10 protein-coding genes are annotated in these 17,228 nt (G+C 58.2%); 6 read left to right on the top strand and 4 right to left on the bottom strand.

What is annotated here, in order from left to right; translation table 11 throughout:
• Positions 1 to 36: 36 nt before the first annotated feature.
• The gene (locus tag ROSERS_RS04465) at positions 37 to 1,050 is read right to left on the bottom strand and encodes a tyrosine-type recombinase/integrase (protein WP_011955626.1); all 1,014 of its coding nucleotides are present in this window, start codon (positions 1,048 to 1,050) and stop codon (positions 37 to 39) included.
• An 11-nt stretch (positions 1,051 to 1,061) separates the two neighbouring features.
• Entirely contained in the window at positions 1,062 to 1,985 is a 924-nt protein-coding gene (gene yhfZ, locus ROSERS_RS04460; RefSeq protein WP_011955625.1) for a GntR family transcriptional regulator YhfZ, read from the bottom strand.
• A gap of 189 nt (positions 1,986 to 2,174) precedes the next feature.
• Here yhfZ and ROSERS_RS04455 point away from each other — a divergent pair, with 189 nt between their 5' ends.
• Positions 2,175 to 3,398, top strand: coding sequence for an ABC transporter ATP-binding protein (locus ROSERS_RS04455; protein ID WP_011955624.1), 1,224 nt, complete (start codon positions 2,175 to 2,177; stop codon positions 3,396 to 3,398).
• 125 nt (positions 3,399 to 3,523) lie between these two features.
• Positions 3,524 to 4,801 (top strand): cellulase family glycosylhydrolase, encoded by a 1,278-nt coding sequence (locus ROSERS_RS04450; protein WP_011955623.1) that lies wholly within the window; start codon positions 3,524 to 3,526, stop codon positions 4,799 to 4,801.
• Here ROSERS_RS04450 and ROSERS_RS23945 read toward each other — a convergent pair.
• Positions 4,719 to 7,394 (bottom strand): histidine kinase N-terminal 7TM domain-containing protein, encoded by a 2,676-nt coding sequence (locus ROSERS_RS23945; protein WP_232282760.1) that lies wholly within the window; start codon positions 7,392 to 7,394, stop codon positions 4,719 to 4,721. The genes ROSERS_RS04450 and ROSERS_RS23945 overlap by 83 nt on opposite strands.
• Before the next feature lie 200 nt (positions 7,395 to 7,594).
• Complete coding sequence (locus ROSERS_RS04440) at positions 7,595 to 8,674, bottom strand: glycosyltransferase (protein ID WP_011955621.1); 1,080 nt, start codon at positions 8,672 to 8,674, stop codon at positions 7,595 to 7,597.
• Positions 8,675 to 8,823: 149 nt separating this feature from the next.
• On the opposite strand from ROSERS_RS04440, the gene ROSERS_RS04435 reads away from it, so the two are divergent.
• From ROSERS_RS04435 to ROSERS_RS26390, 4 genes are all read left to right on the top strand, one after another.
• Positions 8,824 to 11,169 (top strand): hypothetical protein, encoded by a 2,346-nt coding sequence (locus ROSERS_RS04435; protein WP_232282759.1) that lies wholly within the window; start codon positions 8,824 to 8,826, stop codon positions 11,167 to 11,169.
• Between the two features lie 271 nt (positions 11,170 to 11,440).
• Positions 11,441 to 13,072: a DUF2079 domain-containing protein gene (locus tag ROSERS_RS04430; RefSeq protein ID WP_157040969.1), complete on the top strand. Its 1,632-nt coding sequence runs from the start codon at positions 11,441 to 11,443 to the stop codon at positions 13,070 to 13,072.
• A 7-nt stretch (positions 13,073 to 13,079) separates the two neighbouring features.
• A complete protein-coding gene (locus tag ROSERS_RS04425) occupies positions 13,080 to 15,179 on the top strand; it encodes a glycosyltransferase family 39 protein (RefSeq protein ID WP_011955618.1) in 2,100 nt (699 codons plus the stop codon).
• A gap of 158 nt (positions 15,180 to 15,337) precedes the next feature.
• Positions 15,338 to 17,224, top strand: coding sequence for a hypothetical protein (locus ROSERS_RS26390; protein WP_198136356.1), 1,887 nt, complete (start codon positions 15,338 to 15,340; stop codon positions 17,222 to 17,224).
• Positions 17,225 to 17,228: the final 4 nt, after the last annotated feature.

Below are 17,228 nucleotides of genomic sequence, written 5' to 3'. Positions count from 1 at the left end.
GTCACAGTGTCAAGATTGTATTAAGGGCAGGTAAAATTATAACGATTCCGGATCCGGCGCGAACTGATCGTGTAGTTCCTGTAATCGTTCATCAGTATGACGCGCGTAGTACTGCTCGGTGATGCGGGTATTGGCATGCCCCAGGATTGCTGAGACTTCGGAGAGTTGTGCGCCTTCGTTGAGCAACCAGGTTGCAACAAAGTGTCGAAACGTATGTGGCGTGACGGTACGCAACGCGCGCGCTTCGCGGGGGCGCCCTTCCTGCTCGACCTGGCTGGCAATGGCGCTCGCCGCGTCGGTCACAATACTCCAGGCAGCGATACGCCCCAGGCGCCCACCGGCGCCGCGCGGTCCGTGCGAAATGAAGAGCGCCTCGGCATGAGGAAAGGTGGCGCGTCGCGCCGTCAGGTAGCGTGCAATTACCTGCTGCGCGTGCTCACGCAAAAAGACGGCGCGTCGTCGTTGTCCTTTTCCGACCACGAATGCGCGAGGGGCGATACAGCCATCGTCGGAGAGAACGTCTTCCACATTCAGGCTCAATACTTCGGAGATGCGCGCGCCGGTGGAAAAGAGGGTGTGCAGAAGCGCAGCATTGCGCAGCCTGTTGAGGCGATCACGCTCACTGCGGCGCCCCGGTTCGGCTGGCGGTGGTTCACCATCGTAGAACGAGACCAGTCTGCGCAGATCGGGAACATCGGGCGCACGACTGGCATAGGCGCGGGGAAGGGCGTCACGCAGGTGCAGACGCACCAGCGCCAGATCACAGCGCAGGCAACCGCGATCGGCAAGGAATTTGCAGATCGCCAGCGCCCCGTGACCATAGGTCAGCACTGTTCCGTCCGCCAGATCGGTCAGCGATTCGATCCAGGCGCCCAGATCAGTTGCGCGAATATCGGCGACCGTGCGCCGCCCTTCACGCTGCGCCCATCGTGCAAATGAGCACCAGGCGTCACAGTAGGTCTCGATAGTGGACGGCGCCAGCGGCTTGCGGCGAGAACGTTGCGCCGCCGCCCACGCTTCTGCTACTCCAGTAAGCGCCAGGTCTGTCATAATCCTCTCGTTCAGTACGCAGGCGGGCGCCGCCGATCCAGCACCTCCTGCTGGATCTCACGCAGTTCGGTCGCATTGACCGCAGCACGAAGCACCGAAGCCACAGCGCGATTGCCTTTATCAACGACCAGCGTCGCCACACCGAGCGCAACAAGTTCCGGATACTCGTCCATACTCAGGGGGATGACCGTCAGGTCACGAACCGTATCCGGCACATCCTCACAACTCCAGACCGTCCCATCGATAACGCCATTCATCACCAGGTGCAGCCCTTTAGCGTAGTCGATCTCGACGAATTCGACACTCCGCCCGCGACAGATGGCGCGCACAATGAAGGCATGATCGCTCGACGAAGGATCGATGCCAATCCGCATCCCGTCGTGAATGCCAGACCCTGAAGCATCGTGCAGCAACAGAACGTGGTGCGCCATGTAGGTCTCATCACCCAGTTCGGCAACCACATCGACTCCGGGGCTGAGCAACGCTGCGTGGCGTGAGAGCAGCGCCCAATCGCACTGCTGCGCCATCAACATCTGTACCCGTTGCCCCGAACCACGGATGAAGCGCAGTTCCAGGTCAATCGGCAGTCGGTCGAACTGAGTGCGCAGACCAGTTGCCAGCCCGGCCAGGCGGCGCGAGTAGATCAATGGCAGCGCACCCATCAGGGGGCGACGCATTGCCAGTGACCAGAGCAACGGGTACTCGATAGCAACGACATAGGTGCCAAGCCGACCGCGCGCTTCAAGACGAACCGCACCAACCGACATCAGGTAGTTCAGCCCTGCCTGAACCGTCCCGGCGCTGGCATCCAGGCGTGCAGCATACTCATGAACGCGCGTAATCCGATCTCCTGGGATGCGTTCGAGCATCGAACGCGCCAGCGCAGCAACGGTCTGCCCATGTTTCGAGAAAAGGGTTTCGACATCCGCCTGCACAGAAGAATCCCTGTTGGATTGACGGTTACGGTTCATTGCACCACTCTGAGCGCCTGGCACAGACCTGAATGTAGCACAAAGCGCGGAGTTGTGTCAACTCTGGTTGACACACGGTGATGTTGGCGGTACTATGCCTCGTCTGGCAGCGGATGAACGAATGCGGCTTTCGGAAACGATGGAGGAAGCGCAGTGAGCGCGGTGATCGAGTTCGACAACGTCTCGAAACGTTTTCTGCTCCAGCATGAGCGCCATACCACCATACGCGAGCGTCTATTCGGGGTCTTTCGTCCGCGTACACCACGGGATGAATTCTGGGCGCTGCGCAATGTCAGTTTTACAGTGGCGCGCGGCGAAAGTTTTGGGCTGATCGGTCACAACGGTGCCGGGAAAAGCACGGCGCTCAAGTTGATGACACGCATCCTCGAGCCGACATCGGGGCAGGTGCGATTGCGGGGGAGGGTTGCTGCCCTGCTCGAACTCGGCAGCGGTTTCCACCCCGAATTGAGCGGACGGGACAATGTGTTTCTCTACGGTTCGCTCATGGGTCTTAGCCGACGCGAGATGGCCGCACGGCTGGATGCGATCGTCGCATTCGCCGGGATGGAAGATTTTCTCGATCTGCCGGTCAAGCATTACTCCTCCGGTATGTACACGCGCCTGGCGTTTGCCGTGGCAACGGCGGTAGACCCCGACATTCTGATCACAGATGAAGTGCTGGCGGTTGGCGACGAGGCGTTCCAGCGTAAATGCATGGATCGCATCCTGAGGTTTCGTCACGCCGGGAAAACGATCATTTTCGTTTCGCACGCACTCGACACGGTGCGCACCCTGTGTGATCGCGCAGTGTGGCTTGATCGGGGCGTCGTCCGTGCGATCGGCGCAAGCGGGGAGGTGATCGACGCCTATCTTGCCGATGTAAACCAGCGTGAACACGCATCGTCGGCACAGATGGATGCACCGGGCATTGACCCGACACGCCGTTTCGGGTCAGGCGAAGTCGAAATCATCGGTGTGGAACTGCTCGATGCGCAAGGCGGTGGGGGCGCGATTGCCCGCACCGGTGCGCCGGTGACGTTCCGAATCCGGTATCGCGCCCATCAAACTGTGCCGCAACCGGTATTCGGGCTGGCGATCCATCACGAAAGCGGTACGCTTCTGGCGGGACCGAATACCCTGTTTGCCGGACTGGACATTCCTGCGGTGCGTGGTGAGGGAAGAGTTGATATGCACGTGGCAGCGTTGCCGTTGCTGGCGGGGCGGTACCTCCTCAGTGCAGCAGTGTATGACAAGACAATGCTGTTTCCCTACGATCATCATGACCGCATTTATCACTTTGCCGTGCATAACGAAGGGGGAAGCGAACGATTTGGCGCTTGCGTTTTAGGCAGTCGCTGGTCATGGCACGAGGAGTGACATCATAGTGGGTGGCTTCTCCCTTTGGGGAACATCCTGCCAGCAGAGAGGCTTGTTCACATCATAGAAGAAACGTTCTGAGCGTCGCGTCACGTTTGCGGAGCGGCGCGTAACAGGAATATCCGATGCACTATCACACTCGTTTGATCTGTTTATTGCTGGTGTTCGGGTGGCTTGTCGCCTGTGGATCATCGACGACGAATCCGTTGACCCAACCGGGGCTGGGTGAGATACGTCCGACAACCACGACGCGACCAACGGACAACGCAACGCCGGTGTTGCCCATACCCACAGATACAATCGGAACAGCAGCGCCGCAGGTGCGTTTCCTGCGCACATCTGCGCTGCAATTCGGCGTGGTGGCGCACCTGTACTACACCGATCGCAGCCGGGTATTGATGCTGACGAACATTGCCGGTTTCGACTGGGTGCGCCAGCAGGTGCACTGGAAGGATATCGAAGCGGCGCCGGGCGTCTACTACTGGGATGAACTCGACCATATCGTTGCCGACGTGGCGGCCAGCGACATACGCCTGCTGATCAACATTGTGCAGTCGCCGCCATTCTATGCGCCGGGGAATGGCGGTAAACCATACGATCCGGTTGTCATGGGCAATTTTGTGGCAGCCATGGTCGAACGCTACGGCGATCGGATCGCTGCCGTTGAAATCTGGAACGAGCCGAACCTGGCAGTCGAAAATGGCGGTCGGGTGACCCCCGAAGACCCGGGGCGATACGTCGAATTGCTGGCGGAATGTTACCGCCGCATTAAGGCGATCAACCCCAATGTGTATGTGCTGGCTGCCGCGCCAGCTTCTACCGGCGTATCCGACCCGAATCGCGCGGTTCCCGACATTGATTACCTGCGCGCGATGTATACCTACAAAAACGGCATGATCCGCGACTATTTCGATGCGCAGGCGGTGCACCCCGGCGGCGCGGCAAACTCGCCCGACTGGCTCTACCCCGATCTTCCCGGTGACCGTCCGGGATGGAACGATCACCCGACCCACTACTTTCGCCATGTTGAGAATGTGCGCGCCCTGATGATCGCGCATGGTCTCGGTGATCGGCAGATCTGGATTACCGAGTACGGATGGGCGACGCCTAACACGACTCCAGGGTTCGAGTTCGGCAATCTGCTGACATTTGAGGATCAGGCGGACTATATCATCCGCGCCATCACGCGGGTGTATGAACAGTACCGTGATGAGCAGGGACGTCCGTGGGTCGGGGCGATGTTTTTGTGGAATATGAACTTTGCGGTTCTGTGGGGAGCGCAGGGCAACCCGCAGCACGAGCAGGCGTCGTTCAGCATCCTCAATCCGGACTGGAGTCCGCGTCCGGCGTTTCTTGCGTTGCAGGGGCTGCATCAGCGGCTGAAGGCTGATCGGCAACGGTAACCGTCAGGAACTGCCGCAATGCGTGCTGGAGAACGCCGTATAACTCGGACATCTGATATGGCTTTTGAATAAACCCTTCAATCGTCTGGCCCGCAAAGCGTTGCAACACCTCGTGCTGACTGTACCCGCTCGACACAACCACAGGGATGTGGGGCGCAAGCGCGCGCAGTTCACGCAGGGTGGTCGGCGCATCCATACCCGCCAGGTTCGCATCGAGCAGGACGCACGCAATCTCTGAAGACTGTTCCTGCAACGCTTGAAGCGCGGAAGCGCCGTCCGCAACCACAACGACCCGAAAGCCGAGATGGGTGAGCAGTCGCGCAGTCACATCGCGCACGTCGGCTTCGTCATCGACGACCAGAACGGTCGTAGACGGAGCAGGAGGCAACGATTCTTGATCGCGATCCGCGTTGCTGTCGCGCTCGACGGGAGACGGCGGGAAGAGCACAGTGATCGTTGTTCCGCAACCAGGAGCGCTATCGACAATGATCGCACCGTGGTGGCGCCGGACGATGCCCAGGATCGCCGACATGCCCAACCCCCGCCCGACTGCTTTGGTGGTGAAGAAGGGGTCGAACATGCGCCGCTGGGTACGTTCGTCCATGCCGCATCCGGTATCGGCGACTTCCAGCAGCAGGTAGCGACCCGGCGGCGCCTGGTTGTTGATACGGTTGCGCTTCAAAAACGCTTCATCACAATCACGGACATCGGTGCGCACTGTGATCGTGCCTTCGCCGGAAGGGAGCGACTCAGCGGCGTTGAGAATGAGGTTGAGCACGATCTGCTGGATGTGCGATGGATCTGCCTGAAAGACCGGCAGATCGGGAGCGAGGCGGAGTTCCAGGCGCGCCTGTTTGCCGACTGAGACCCGCAGCATTGCTGCCATACCCTGGACTATCTCGGTCAGATTGACATCGGTGACCTGGTAATTTCCCTTGCCAGCATACGCGAGCAACTGGCGCGTCAATCCGGCTGCGTAGCGCGTTGCCAGCATCGCATTGCGAATCGGTTGAGCGGCGGGGTCGTTGCGGGAAAGGGTCAGGAGCGCAAGGTCGAGGTTGCCGAGAATGGCCGTCAACAGATTATTAAAGTCGTGCGCCACGCCGCTTGCCAGCACGCCAAGACTTTCCAGTTTTTGGGTGTGCTGAAACTGGCGTTCCATTTCCAGACGCTCGGCTTCGGCGCGCTTCTGGTTGGTGACATCGAGGATATAACCGAGGAAATAGACCGGCTTCCCCTGATCGTTGTACACGACAGATGTATAATCATCGACCCAGCGATACTCGCCATCGGCGCGCATCAGGCGGTACTCCTGACGAAACCAGGTCGTCTTGTGGTGCAGGTAATGGACAATTTCGCGGTTGATCCGCACATAATCCTCTGGATGGATCAACGAGGGATAGCTGAGTCTGTGCGCGGTGAAATCTTCCGGCGCATATCCAAACTGCTCTTGAACGTTGGGGGAGACGTATGAGACGGGCCAGTCGCGTCGAGCTTCCCAGCGAAAGACCACTGTCGGTCCGCCGATGAACAGTCGGCGTTCTTCGCGCAGCATGGCTTCGCTTTCGGCAAGCGCTCGTTGCGTTCGCCACTGCTCTGAGACATCGCGCACCACCAGCATATATCCGCTCTGCTGTCCACGGCGGTCGCGCAGGATGGTCGAGCGCACATCGAGCACCTGTTCGTTGTACTCCAGACGAAGCGGCTCTTCGAGCAGAACGCTCGAACCGGTTTGCGCCAGCTGAGGGATATGCTGCAGAACAAGCTGAACCGGTCGCCCGACGGGATTCGTCAGACCGAGCAGGCGGTATGCCGCCGGATTGCAATCGATCACCCTGCCCTGCATATTGAACACCAGCACCCCGTCGTTCAACTGCTCGAACAGGTGCGTATAGGCGACGGGATGCGCATCAAACAGCCTGGGTCGGAACAATGCCAGGTAGAGCAATATTCCATTCACCGGCAGCAACAGCGGTGTGATGTCGAAGACACCGGCAAACTGACGACTGATGTAGAAGATCAACCCGATGGCCGTCAGAAAAAACAACCCGCCGACTGTCACAGCGATCGGCATTCGATGAAGACGCAGCGCCCGCCCCCAGAATCGGATCAGCACCCAGAGTCCAATCAGCACAACCAGGTAGGAATAGCCAACGTTGAGCCAGTACCAGGGACCATATTCAAAGGTCACAACGAGCGACGAACCGGGCGGCATCACACTGATGCGTCGGTAGAAGAGTTGGTGCCAGTCATTGGTGACGTTCACCACAAAGGTCAACACCGGGAAGAATGCCAGCATCGCCGCCTGTTTCTTCGTCAGGCGCGCGATAGTTTCGGTGTAGATCAGCGTAAACCAGAGCCAGCACGCTGGGACGGCAAGAAGACCAATGTACCTGATCCGCACGGCAAGCAGAGCAAGTTCGGGAGACACTGCACTGATCTGCAGGGCATAGCCCCACGCCCAGATTGCGCTGGCGATCATCACCAGCGCAAAGGGAAGAGCGCCGTTGGCTTCACGATGCTGCAGGATGACAAGCGCCAGAACAATCGCTGCGCTGCCGCTGATCAGCAAACCCAACAGAAACAGGGTCATACCCATAAACGCGATACCCCCGCCAGACAGGAACGGAGTTATGAACGATCGGCGTGGATCGTTGAACCTTCTATGCAACACATCGTGGTGCGCCAGTTGGCGTCACAGCGCGGCGATGGGTTATATCTGGAAACGTTGCGATTATTGCCCGTTATGTCACGATCTTCAAAGAAAATATACCACGAAATCCCGATCAAACATTACCAGAGTTCAGAGCGATTCAATTGTGCATACACGATATCGATCGCCCGCTCCCACGACCAGCGCGCCGCATCGGCGGCTGCACGCTGACCTTTAGCGCGACGCTCTTCGGAGTGATGCGCAACATGGCGCAACAGTTCAACGAGTGCATCGCCATCGGGGTCCGCCCATTGTGCGCCGCGACCATAGAACCCGCCGGCATCTGCGGGAACCAGACCACGGATCAGTAGCGGATAGCCGTTCTCGTGGTTCAAAAACGCCGTCGGTCCGCTCCAATCGGTTGCAATTGCAGGAATGCCACATGCCATCGCTTCGAGGATCGGCATCCCCCATCCTTCGCCACGCGTGGGCAGCACAAAACAGTCGGCGCTGCGGTACAGTTCAGCCATACGCTGCGCATTCAGCGCGCGGTTGTAGAGCAGCGTCACCGGTGGCGAGGGCGCCGGCAACAGCGCTGCGACCTCACGCACCGGGTTCTCATCAGGGGCGCGACAGTCGATCTTCAGCACCAGCACCACCGGATCATCGGGACGAAAGGCAGCACGGTAGGCGCGGAGCAGCACATCCCATCCTTTGCGGCGGCTCCACTCGAACACTGACAAAAAGACGACGCGGTCGGTCAGATGGGTGCGGGGAGCACCCGGCGCAAAACATGCCGGATCGACGCCGAGGGGCACAACATGGATAGGGCGGGTCACGCCACTGGCGGCGAACACGTGCGCCCCCCAGGCGGTTGGGGTCCAGACTTCATCCATCTGATTGGCTTGCTGAACCCATTCCTGCGGCAGGCGGTCGAACTCGAGCATGGTAAAACCGATACGGTAGCGCCCGCTATTCTTCGAGAAACGATCCCCCGGCGCGTACACGACCTGCGGCACATCGAGACGCACCGGAGCGCGTTGCAGCGCGGCAATGCGCGGGTGAACGCCACCCATCATGATATGCTCATCACGATCGGCGCCGTACAGGTAGAGTGGGCGAACTGCGATACCCCGCGCATCGAGACCAAGGACAAACGCCAGCGAGGAGCCACTGTAGCCGGTGAGCGATGCGAATGATGAGTGCCAGACAAGATGCATGCGAGAACCAGGAACCAAGAACTGAGAACCGAGAACCGAGAACTGAGAACCAGGAACCAGGAACTGAGAACCAGACAGTTCAAAGTATACCCCGATTCTGCTTGTGCTATAATGCGGCGGATGATTTCACCGGTACAAGGTTGTCAGGTTTGGCTGCTCCGAAAGCAACACGCGCTCCGGTCGCCTGGTCGGGAGCGTTGATCAATCTGCGTCGCTGGCAACCAGGGTTGCCGCTGGCGATGACGGCGCTCGGCGCCCTGATCGCGCTGCTGGTTGCCTATGCCGCTCAACCGCAGGTAACGCTCGATATTGGCGCCCGTCTTGACTATCCCTACATCCGTGGTATGCACGGGCGCGAGTTTACCGCACAGACAGTCCTCATGCGGGTTGCTGCGCTCCCCGCTTCAAACGAGGTCGTTGTTGCGGCGCCGCTGCGTGACGATGCACGCATGGTGACGCTGACGCTGGACGACTGGCAGCCAGATGCAGTTCATCCACGTCGTCTGATTGCGGTCTATGCCAATGATCGGCGGATCGACACCCTTGATGATCGTGGCGGCGCCCGGCGCTTTCGCCTGCTTCTGCCCGATGACATGGATCTGTCCGGCGGCGTGCGATTGCGCATCGAAGCGATTCCAGACCGCACGCTCGATGTGCCGCCGGTACGCCTGATCGATGCCGAAATCGCCAGAGCGCTGACCTATCGGTGGACGAGTGAACGCTCGACGATTACGTTTCCTGCATTGGGACACGGCGATTGGCGTGTGGAACTGCGGGCGCTGGTGGCGCATCCGGATGGCGGCGCGGTCAATGCGCACGTCTTCGCCAATGGAGAAAGGATTGCCGCTCTGCCTGAGACGCCGGGTATGCGCCGCTATCTGTTGATCGCGCCAGCGCGCACCCTTAACAACGGAAACCTGAATCTGGACATCACAGCGAATCCGTACCGCGATCCACGCCCACTGGGAGTGTCGCTGGAGCGTGTGACAGTAACGCCGCTCACCCGTGCGCCGGCTGCGGCGCTGCCGCCGTGGAGCGCAGTGTTGCCAGCAATGACCATTGTTGCCGGTATGTACGGCGCCCTTCGCGCAGCGCGGGTTCCGGCATGGATTGCGTGCGGCGCGGGCATCGTGGTGGCGCTGATCGGCGCATGGGCGCTGATGGCGTACCGCTACCCGACCGGGCTATTCCTGGGGCCGCTGGCATGGTTTGTGCTCTTCACCCTTGCGCTGACGCCGGTGGCGGATCGCGGTGTGGGCTGGATCTTCCGTAAACTCGATACCCCCCTTGATCCGGCAGTGCGGTATGCGCTGCTGGTTATCTTTCTTGTCGGTCTCTGGCTGAAAGGTGGCGGATTACTCTTCCCCTATATGCGCGCTATCGACGTCGGCTGGCACATGGATCGCGTGCGCTGGATCCTCGATGGGCACTGGGCGGAGATGTATCGCCCTGGCGCCTTCTCAGAATCGGTGATGCCGATTAACGAGTGGGGACCGAATCGCCCTGTCATTCCCTATTCGCCGTTTTTTCACCTCTTTTCGACGAGTTTTGCCCTCTTACCATGGTCGCTCGAAACCAGCGCGAACCTCTTCAGCGCGCTGCTCGATAACAGTCGCGTGTTTCTGATCGCTCTTCTGGCGCGCAAGGCAGGGTTGAGCCATCGCGCAACGCTTTTTGCGGCACTGATCTACGCCGTTACACCCGTGACCTTCCTGCTCCATTCGTGGGGGAATGTTCCGACGACATCTGGCATGTGGTGGACGCTTGTCACCTCGACGGTCATGGTCGCACTCTATCCGCGTCTCCACGAACGGGGTCCGTTTGCCCTGCTCACCGTGCTGACCGTGATCACACTCCTGTTCTACACGGTGATGGCGGTCTTCCACATTGTGTTCATCGTCTGCTTCATTGGAATCGCGCTCGTCGCACCGGTGGGGATCGACCGAAAACCGCTGCGCCCTGTTGCACTCTCACTGGTCGTGGCGCTGGCAGCGGCAACGCTGATCTACTACGGTCAGTATATTCCACCGATTGTCGAGCGAACCATACCGTATATGCTGAGTCTGGCGACAAGTGGTCCGGAGAGCGTCGGTGTGGCGCGTCCGCCGTTCAGTGACTACCTTTTCTCTTTCTGGCGCCACTTGCGGTACGATATGCGACCGGATGGCTTTTTGTACTACGGTTTGCTCATTCCGCTCGCATTCGTTGTTCCGGGCTTTGTTGCGTTGCGCAAGCGCCCGCTGCTGTGGGTGATGCTGGCAGCGTGGTTTTCGGTCGGAACCCTGTTCATGCTGGTGGGATATCGGGTGTCGATGGTTGACAAGCAGTTGTTCTACATTGTGCCCGCCATCTGCCTCTGCTGGGCGATCTACGCTGAGCGCTTCTGGCGACGCGGGTGGTGGGGGAAGGCGCTTGTTGCGACGATCTACACCTTTACGCTGGCGACGGCGCTCGATCTCTGGGTGATTCGTATTCTGCGGTCGCCGGTGGTGTGAGGATATGAGGCGCGAGGGGATGAGGCGCGAGGGGGTGAAGGTTGAACGTTGCACGTTGAACGTGGGACGACCACGTGGAGGGGCGCAGCAGCGCCGCAGCGTGTGGGGATGAGGTGCGAGGGGTTGCAGGTTGAACGTTGCACGTTGAACGTGGGACGACCACGTGGAGGGGCGCAGCGGCGCTACGCACGCACCGGCGGCGGGGGCCATCGCGGGGGCGGCGCGAGGCGCGAGCGGTGTAAGGCGAGGAACAGGCGAGAGTTCAGAGCATATGACACGAGCGCTTGCATCACACCACGAATATTCCAACACAGGCATTGTGCAGCTACTCGCAACGATCGAGCGACGGGCGGGTCTGACGCTGGCGGCGCTCATTGCGCTGTACATCGCCATTCTTTTCTTTGGTCTGACGTTCAAGTACGTCCATTGGGCGCAGGGGTACGATCAGATCGACTATCAGCAATCGATCTGGAATACGACGCAGGGACGATTTCTTGAAATATCACACTATCGCCACACCGACCATCTGTGGGGGATGGATTTCATTCCGGCGATCCTGCTGATCGTTCCGTTCTATGCGCTGTTTCCCTCGGCGTTGACGCTCAATTTTTTTCAGGCGCTCTTTATGGCGCTCGGTGCGCTGCCGGTGTACGGGATTGCGCGGGATCGCTTTGGTGGTTCGCGTCTTGCCGGGCTGGGATGGGCTGGCGTGTATCTGCTCTACCCCTCGCTCTGGTTTGTGACGATGAGCGCTCCATGGCAACCGCGCACGCTGGCAATTCCGGCGCTGCTGGGTGCATTCTTTTTTTTGCAGCGTGCTGCGGATGGACGGGCGAACACGCGTGATTTGGGCGCATACGTGGGATTGCTGGCGCTCGCGCTGACAACCCGCACCGACGTGTCGCTGGTGGTGACCATGTTCGGCTTCCTGGCAGCGTTGTGGCGTGTGGGATGGCGCTGGGCGCTACCGCCGGTTCTGATCGGGCTGGCATGGTTCTATCTGTCGACCAGTGTTATCGTGCCGTCGTTCTACCGCCCGGACTATCAGGTGCGTCAAGGCGAGACTGGCACGGTGACGGAGGGGGATTATACCGAAATCTGGCCCGGCAAAAGCCCACAACTTGCCTACTATTCGCATCTCGGCGACAGTGCAGGCGCCATTCTCTGGACGATTGTCAGTCGTCCTGGTGATGTGCTGCGCCTGATGTTTACGCCCGACAAGGTGGTGTACCTGTTTCTCATGCTGCTGCCGCTGGCGTTGCTGCCGTTGCTCGCACCCGATGTCGCGCTGCTGGCGGCGCCGCCGCTGGCGATGAACCTGCTCTCGCTGCGCCCGTTTCAGATCACCGTGCGTGAACAGTATCAGGCGATCGTTATTCCCGGTCTGATACTTGCCGCCATCATTGGCGCTGCGCGGTTGTGGCGATGGTGGCAGGCAAGAAACGCAGCGATAGACCAACGTAGCGTCGGTGTGGCTCGGCGCAACAATGGCGTATCGCGTGCAGCATATGCGCTGATGATCGGCGCGATTGGCATCGCAGCAGCAACCAATCTGGCGTATCGTAATCCGGTGGCGACAACGGTGCTCTACCGCGAGACACCCGAACGACTGGCAGCGATGGAGCGTCTGGCTGCACTGATCCCGCCCGACGCATCGCTGGGGGTTACGTCGTTTCTCGCGCCGCGGATGATGCCACGCCGCTTCATCTATTACGTGCCGCCCGATGAGTCGTTTCCGCCGCTCGAGCGCGCCGAGTATCTCTTTATCGATACACGCGCCGCAGCACTGCGCACCGATCGTCACCGCGATTTCGTTCAACGCCTGCGTGAATCGGGTCGCTGGCAGGTGATTGCCGAAGAACAGGATCTGCTGGTGATGCGTCAGGCGCCGGACAATCCTTAACAGGACGATGCTCGATCATCATACGCTGCGGAATGCGCGCGCTCTGCCGACTGCCAGCCGGATCGCGCTGGTTGCCGTGGTTGTGCTGGCGCTGGTCATGCGTCTCTGGTTCTGGTGGATCCAGGCGCGCTCTGGCGCTGTGCCGCCTGGTGATCCGGAAGAGTACTATCGCGCAGCCATCCATATCCTGCACGGCGGCTACCACGACACCGGCAAGTGGTTGCGTCCGCCGGTCTATCCGGCATTTCTGGCGCTCCTGTTGTCGGCAGCCGGGATGCATGTCGCCGGTGCGTTGCTGATCCAGGCGTGCATCTTGAGCGTCGGGGTGCTGGCGTTCTACGCATGTGGCGCGCACCTCTTCGGGCGGATCACCGGTCTGGTCACGGCGTTGCTGGCAGCGATCTTTATTCCGCTGGCATCGTATGCCAGTTCGCTCTACGCCGAGGCGCTGTTTGTAACCCTTCTGGTTGCCGGTCTGACGGCGCTCAACAACGCGATTGAACGCAAAAGCGGGCGAATGGCGTTCGGCACTGGCGTGATCCTGGCGCTTGCGGCGCTGACGCGCGCGGTTGGCGTGTATCTGATCCCGCTGGCGGCGGCATGGATGGCATGGCGCGCCTGGTCCGACGGGTATCCGGTATGGCGCTGGCGTCATCCGGCGATCCTCCTGCTGCTGGGCGCAATGCTGGTCATCGGACCGTGGGCGGGGCGGAATTATCTGGTGCACGGTCGCCTGATCGTGAGCGATACGAATGGCGGCATCAGTATGTGGTACGGTACTGTGCGCGATGACGCCGAACAGGCGGCAGGCGAGGCGCGCCTGGCAGCGGTTCCGAACCTTGCCGACCGGCAGACGCTTGCCCTGCGCATGGCGTGGGATAATATTCGTGACGATCCGGTGCGGTTTCTCACCCGCATGCGCTTCAAGATCGCATCACTCTACGCGCTTCAAACGCGCAGTTATGCGGTTGGCGATGTCATTTCGATCGACTCACGCGGCGCGCCAATCGTGCAGAATGCGGGTGAATATCGGCTGGAACTGACCGCACTGGCGGATGCACAGTACGTTGCATTGATGTTGCTGGCAATCGGCGGATTCTGCTTCATGCCGCAACCTGCGCGCGCTGTGCCGACATTACTGTGGGTCGGGCTGGCGACACTGCTGGCGGCGCTGACGATTGGACATCCCCGTCTGCGCCTGCCGGTTGTGGCGGCGGTTCTGCCATTCGCAGCATATGCGCTGGTCAGGCTGCCAGCACTATGGCGGCAGCCTGATCGACTCCTGCGCGACCGGCGCAGTTACGCGGCGCTGATCGGGGCAATGATCTTCCTGGCGTTCATGTTCAGCACCCGCTACATCTCGTGGATCGAAAGTCTTCGGTATACTGTGCCGGGACGCGCAGCGCTCGCAGCGGGTGATGTTCATCGGGCTGGCAGGTTATTGACACGGGCGCGAGAAGTCGCTCCCGACAACCCGTTGCGCGTGATCGACCTTGCCGATCTCTATCTGGCGCAGGGCGACAATGAGCGGGCGCTGGAACTCTACCGCCTGGCAGCGTCGATGGAACATCGCAGTCTATACGCGCAGGCAATGCGCGTGCTCACCGCTGCGGCGCTCGACAATCCGGCGGAAGCGGCAGCGGCGCTGCGTGCCATCGACGGCTACTGGCGCACCGGCAACGATCTGCTGGAATGGGCATGGAACATCCAGCAGGGCGTCGCGCCGGATCGCATCATTCCCGGCGATCCCGCTGCGCTCGGGTTCTACGCCGGGTTCGCGCCCGCCACTCCCGATCTTACCGTTGGGCGCTGGACATTGGGAGAGGGAAGAGTGCGAGTGCGCGGCGGGTGCGGGCAGCTGGAGGTGCGCATGCATGGACCGACTGGACGTGTGGTTGACATCTCGCTTGATGACTGGAACATCCACGAGCGGGTCACGCTGACCGGAGCGCCGCAGGAGGTGCATCTTTCGCTATCAGGTATACGCGAATGTGAGTACAATCCCGAACTGACAGTGCGGTTCACAAGTGCAACAGGACTGCTCGATCTGGAGACGGCGCCGTGGTATGGCGGAGTGGCGATTACTGACGTGCGGGTCACGCCGTAGGCGCCGGAGAAATTGGCACACAGCATTGTTCTAGAAAAGGAACTCCAGTGAACTCGTATAAAGACACGTCCACTCATTCTATATTATCAGACAGACCAGCGAAGAGTCTGTCTCCTCGTTCGGATCTCGTGTGGACGCTCATGGCGTGTGCAGCCACATTGCCATGGATTATTTATATCATTGCCGCATACATTAATCTCGATTTCTGGCATGACGAGATTTATACACTACATCATTTTGTGTTTGTTCCGATATCAACGACTGTAACCGACTATCGCGCGCCAAACAATCATATTTTCGCCAACATACTAAACCACTTTTATCTGAACGGATTCGGCATCGATGATTTCGATTTACTTAGAGAACCGTGGAAAATCCGCTTATTAATGCTTTTTTACACATTTTTGACGTTTATATACGTCTATAGGACTGTAAGAGACTTTTTTGGTCCGATAGCAGGATTTTTTACAGTTATTATCCTGGGATCAACTCTTCCTTTCATAAACTTCACTGTTCAGGTTAGAGGCTATACCTTGAGCATGACACTGCTCGGAATGATTTTATACTATAAATTACATTATTATACGGGTGGAAGCAGGATAAGTGGATCTTTAGTCATAATACTGACTTCTTTGCTTTTTTATACCATCCCATCAAATATATACATTATCGCGCCTATTTTCATTTATTGGTTATCAAGGTATCTGTTTTCGAGTTTGAGAAATAAAAACGTCCGAACTAACGGAAAATTAACGACTAACCGCGAGATAAAGCTGGCGATCATGATTATGTCAGGCATCGCCATCGCCACAATCTGGTATATCCCCATCCTTCCAAAAGTAATCGACAACAATATGACAAGAACATCAGGAATGCCCAACTTGAGTACATTAACAGAACTTATGCCTGCATTTTTCAGACATCTCATCTCAAAACGGTTTTTACTACTCTTACCAGTATTATATGGACTTATGAAGATTTTCAGGGATAGAAACCGGGATTACAACGTTTTTTATCTACTTCTGGTATTAATGGTACTTCCATTCTTATTGAGTGCTCTTAGGGGTGACAAACCGTTTGACCGAACATTTATTCCATTAGTCATCCCTTTCTCTATGATCGGGGGTATATCTCTGAAAGAAGCAATCAAAGGTTTCAATGTTCGATTTACTTCTATTTCTCTCGTATTGATCTTTCTTGCCGCTATCATCTCATTTACTTTTTCAGTAGTATATCGCGATAGAATCCTGCTATCAAATTTAGAATCTGGAAGGCATTTACAAGACATTACAAACAATTATTACCAGAATTATTATAAACCATCCGCACTTATGAAAGAGTTTGCTGAGATTTGCCAGGAGGAATCTATCTTCATAATTCACAAGTGGGATAAGATGGCAATGCCGAGATATCTCGACTATTGGTTAGAAATTTACGGAAAAACATTAAAAGAATGGCATAAATCTCCTAACCTAGAAATAAAGAAGAGCTGGATTCGATCAAAGAAGCCCATATACGTGTTTACAAATGATGCAAACGTACAGCGTCTCCTGGAGAGTCGCTATCCTGATTTAAGTTGCAAGCGTATTACATCACCAGGGCAATTAGGCATGGTAATAGAATGCAACCACAGAGATCGACCCGAAGAATCAACTCTTGATCGCTCCCGTCCATGGGTTGCGCTGGGAAGAGGCTGGTATGCTACTGAATATGCCGGTTCCTTAGCCTATCGCTGGGGCAGCGCCAACAACACGCTCTGGCTGGTCAACCCGTATGATACGCCAATCCATATGACGCTGGCGTTGACCCTGGCGTCTTACGAGACGGCGCGCCCGGTGGAACTGTGGCACGATCGACGCCTGATCGCGCGCTGGGACGTGCAGCGCCCAATGCGCACCTATCGCATAGGAGTGACCGCACCGCCGGGACAAACCCGATTGCGCCTGCGTGCGCCGACGACGTATGACCCGCAGTCGCAGCGTGAGTTAAGCGTTATAGCACTGAAGGTGCAGCTTGCAGATTACACTGCTACGGAAAGCAAGTAACGTT

Source organism: Roseiflexus sp. RS-1, assembly GCF_000016665.1.
Lineage (GTDB): Bacteria > Chloroflexota > Chloroflexia > Chloroflexales > Roseiflexaceae > Roseiflexus.
The sequence above is the reverse complement of the archived record's forward strand: the minus strand, read 5'-3'. Positions and strand labels throughout refer to the sequence as shown.